Below are 3,700 nucleotides of genomic sequence, written 5' to 3' on the forward strand. Positions count from 1 at the left end.
GCGGCCTCCGCCTTTATATTACGAGAAGAAGAAGTCATCGCTGATTTGATTTACCATATCCTTAACAACGCGGGCTACATGGCCTTTTGGAATCATGTCACTGAAATCCATGGCAGAATGAGTTGTCCCATGTTATAATCAATAAAGGTAGCTGAATAGTTACTCAAAAAAACCGCCTCCATTCAATGTTTGTTCGACACCTACATTATATTATAAATATTATAATGGAAAAGGCGGTTTTTTTTGTACTTACTTCGTCTATTGCACGTTGATGATCGCGAAATTTACGAGACTCCTGCGGGAAAAGCGAGCAAGAAGAGACCCCGCAGCGAGTGACGTGAGGAACAAGCGAGGAGGCTCGCGACACGTGCGGAAAGCGAGTGAATTTCGCGATCATCAACAACCAACGATAATAATTTTTTCACAAAGAAAGGGGCGCCCCTTCAGCCAGATTACTGCCTTTTGGGACAGCCCCTTTGTTTATTATTCCAATACGTCTTATGTCCGTTATTTTTTAAAATTCCATTCTTAGGAACTTGTTTAATTATCAGAAGAAGATAGAGTATATCTACCGATGAAGCTAAAGAGTTTAGTATAATCAAAAATTTTAATGTTGAAGTTAATAGCCCACAAAAACCTAATATTATTGGCAAAATAACTGAGATGATTATGAATGGGGCTATTGTAACCAGTAAAAATCTTGATTTTGGAATATTTTCTTCAGTGGCTACAAACACCCCAAACAAAGTAAGCCCAATAAATGTATTTTCTGATTTAATAAAATTGGGTATGAATATCAAATGAAGTAATTCATGAAAAATTATAAGTAACATTATAAAGAAAATACTTCCTAAGTTAATGGTAAATGAAATAGAATTAGGTTCTATTCCAAATTCCTTCAATGATACATTTGAAAAAATATTTATTATCCCAACAGAGATAAGTGCATTGATAATCATTAAAGGAAAAGATAAAAAAATAGCACTTATCAAATATTTAGGTTCTTTTATTGGAACCCATTCATTTTTAATCAACTCAAAATGTAGACTTTCATTATACTGTGGCAATTTGTTTTTTATTTTCACGAATTACCTCCTTCAATAAAGTTAAGTTTTCTCTTGAATACTCACTCATTCTCAAAATTTCATAGGTGTTTAATTTACACCAAATAGCTGTCACACCTTCAAACGGGTTTATACAGAATATTCTTACAGGGTATGTCCCATCCTAACGACCGAACTGGATAAGTTTGGTAAATAAAAGGATATAACCGTGCGTAATATCTCCACACGACTCACGGTCTCTCACCCTCCTATATCTCTCCGGATCAAGGTCCGTACATTCCTTCGTCCTGCGTATCCATGAGATGGAGGCCGGATATGCTCCTTTGCTGGGTCGTTTGCCCGAACGGAATAAATAAGCTCCAGCTCTGCACTATTGGTGTTTGTTCTGAAAATGAAACAGGTAATCAAAAGCTATTACTTTTTCTTATTCTAAGCTGCCTGTAATGTTTCGATTTGAGGTAAACCTCCTTCATTTAAGAAATTTTCAGGGCCGCCTGGTCAAGGCGCTGCCTCAAGGTCGGGCTGGAAGGAACCCTTTGGATATCCAAAGCCAGTTGAAAGAAGACATCATCCCGGAATGCTTCAATATGATCAAAATCACTTTTGCCCTGGCAAAGCAGGCCAATATAAGACTTGGCAACATCGCCATTGGAACAGCCGGGGTTACGGGAAATATTCGGCAATTTATAGGCATTTAACTTTGAAGCTAAATTCGTTTGATTGAGTAGATTTCCTACAATCGCTAATCCAGACTGGGCAACAACCCGTTCATTTGTATATTCAATTATCAATTTTTTCATGAGATCACCTGATTGTGGAATGGGTTAAAATGGAGTTATTGTCCATATTATACTAGATTTTACGCTGATTGTTTGACGTTGAGTGAAAATTTCTTCACGGATTCAGGTGTATATAAAAATTGTATTTAAATGCTGAAAATCTTGCACTATCGACTGATTCCGTAGAGGTTAAATCATCTGTGAGTTATGTTAATGAAACTAAACAATTTCAACAGGTGATGTTATTTTGCTGCACAACAGTAATTTGAAGGACTGCAAGTATAAAAGGATATTGTTGCAAAAAAGAAAAAAAGAAGCGAATTTTACGCTTCAGTAAAGAAGGTAACCGAGCGGAGGTTATAATGTTTAATTTTCTCTGTTAGGTTGTTGGCTAATTAATCTTTATAAGATTAGTATCCGTAGCCACTCATGTAAGATGTTCCCACAATAATCAGTAGGATGAACAGAACTACAATTAAAGCAAAATTAAAACCGTGGCCATATCCGCCATCTGACATCATGATCACCTCCTTTGCGGGAGATACTATAAAATATGCGGTTTTGGCGTAAAAGAAAGGGCAAAGCATGGAATTACTTTGAAAAAGGGCAAGTGTAATAGAATAGAAAGTGCTTCATTATTGGCATTTCGGTAAATCACCAATGACGTCTAGGATAATGATTATACGTAACAACATTTCTTCTTATAGGTCTAACAATGTGTCTAGGAACAGTAAAGACGTTTACACGATTAACTTCCACTAACGGGGGGGATAATGGGTTGTACACGAGGAACAAAACGATTTTGTAAGGTGGATCCCTGGATTTAAATCAATATTTTGGACACCGAAAAGTGAAATTTAAATTATGATCCCATTCCATATTTTTCCTTTAATCTTTAGTTGCTTGACATGGAGCCTCTGCGGACGTGGTGTTTTGCGAAGGGCGAAAGGGACACATGATTTCTTTCGCATAGGCACCAGCCTACCACGCCCGCCACTCCATGTAAAGCAGACGCTTGTAACTATATGCAAAGATTTATGATGCCCCTTTGATACGATCTTCTACTTCCTGTGGTGCCATGTAACCAAGACAGCTATGAATCCGTTTCCGGTTGTACCAGCCTTCTTTTAGAGTATGGATATACGTAATATCCGTAACCCACTTCTCGTTGATGGTCGTCGTTGAAAAGTCCTGGTTCAAGGTTATCGTGGTCTTCCACCTTATCTTTATTGGAATGAGGACGGTACTTTTTTCTCACAATCGAATAAATGCCGGCAGCCTTCATTAAACGCTGGACCCGTTTCAAGCTGACTTTACGCCCTTCTTTTGTGAGCATATGATGGACCTTTGACGCTCGGTATCTTTAATATTTACACTTGCAGGAGGGTCAAGAACTGTTTGTCCATCACTTACCTTAACGACAACTGCATTAATTCCGTCAGCCTTCAAAGTTTGATAGAAGGATAGGGGTAACCCATTTTGAGCATTCCAATGAGAAACATCAATGAAGTCAACTTTGGGTTGATCCGCAAACGCACTGAATCCAAAAATAAAACGCTAGCCCCAATGATAGGACTAGCGCTGTAATAAATTTATTTACTTGCATTTGTATCACCTTTTTTCTTGATTTCGTTGTTCTTATACCAAGTGATTAAAGACGTTACGACTGTAAATACAACAGTTACGGCATCATACACTTGAGTATCCGAAAAAGGCAGTGGGTTGAGATTAAAAGACGTCAACACTTGGTTCAATAATGCTACAATCAATACAATTGTTCTTGCTAAAGTTGCTTTATCCATTTTCATTTTTCATCACCTCAATAAATTAATCAGTGCAAAAATAAAAGTGACCGCC

The 3,700-nt window shown here is 37.6% G+C and carries 5 protein-coding genes and 1 pseudogene; all 6 read right to left on the minus strand.

Translation table 11 applies throughout. The features are described 5' to 3' along the window. Positions 1–452: 452 nt before the first annotated feature. The 6 genes and pseudogenes from GBH70_RS16100 to GBH70_RS16130 all read right to left on the minus strand — a co-directional run bounded on the left by GBH70_RS16100 (position 453) and on the right by GBH70_RS16130 (position 3,651). Entirely contained in the window at positions 453–1,085 is a 633-nt protein-coding gene (locus tag GBH70_RS16100) for a DUF3267 domain-containing protein (protein WP_151681980.1), read from the minus strand. 452 nt (positions 1,086–1,537) lie between these two features. Next, positions 1,538–1,864 (minus strand): hypothetical protein, encoded by a 327-nt coding sequence (locus GBH70_RS16105; RefSeq protein WP_253694041.1) that lies wholly within the window; start codon positions 1,862–1,864, stop codon positions 1,538–1,540. Between the two features lie 389 nt (positions 1,865–2,253). Further along, positions 2,254–2,361 (minus strand): YjcZ family sporulation protein, encoded by a 108-nt coding sequence (locus GBH70_RS16110; RefSeq protein WP_151680712.1) that lies wholly within the window; start codon positions 2,359–2,361, stop codon positions 2,254–2,256. Positions 2,362–2,959: 598 nt separating this feature from the next. Next, positions 2,960–3,206: pseudogene (locus GBH70_RS16120) on the minus strand (IS3 family transposase); the annotation flags it as partial. Beyond that, positions 3,146–3,292, minus strand: a complete 147-nt coding sequence (locus GBH70_RS17905; protein WP_371862267.1) for a hypothetical protein — start codon at positions 3,290–3,292, stop codon at positions 3,146–3,148. The gene GBH70_RS17905 and the pseudogene GBH70_RS16120, both read right to left, overlap by 61 nt. 143 nt (positions 3,293–3,435) lie before the next feature. Next, positions 3,436–3,651 (minus strand): phage holin, encoded by a 216-nt coding sequence (locus GBH70_RS16130; RefSeq protein ID WP_151681982.1) that lies wholly within the window; start codon positions 3,649–3,651, stop codon positions 3,436–3,438. Between the last annotated feature and the right edge of the window lie 49 nt (positions 3,652–3,700).

The sequence above is a fragment of the Weizmannia acidilactici genome (genome assembly GCF_008974225.1).
In the GTDB taxonomy this organism is placed as follows: domain Bacteria; phylum Bacillota; class Bacilli; order Bacillales; family Bacillaceae_C; genus Weizmannia; species Weizmannia acidilactici.

Bases quoted from the DNA above. Each gene is read 5' to 3' on its own strand.
- GBH70_RS16105 (WP_253694041.1), bottom strand. From the start codon at position 1,864: ATGAAAAAATTGATAATTGAATATACAAATGAACGGGTTGTTGCCCAG.
- GBH70_RS16130 (WP_151681982.1), bottom strand. From the start codon at position 3,651: ATGAAAATGGATAAAGCAACTTTAGCAAGAACAATTGTATTGATTGTA.
- GBH70_RS16110 (WP_151680712.1), bottom strand. From the start codon at position 2,361: ATGTCAGATGGCGGATATGGCCACGGTTTTAATTTTGCTTTAATTGTA.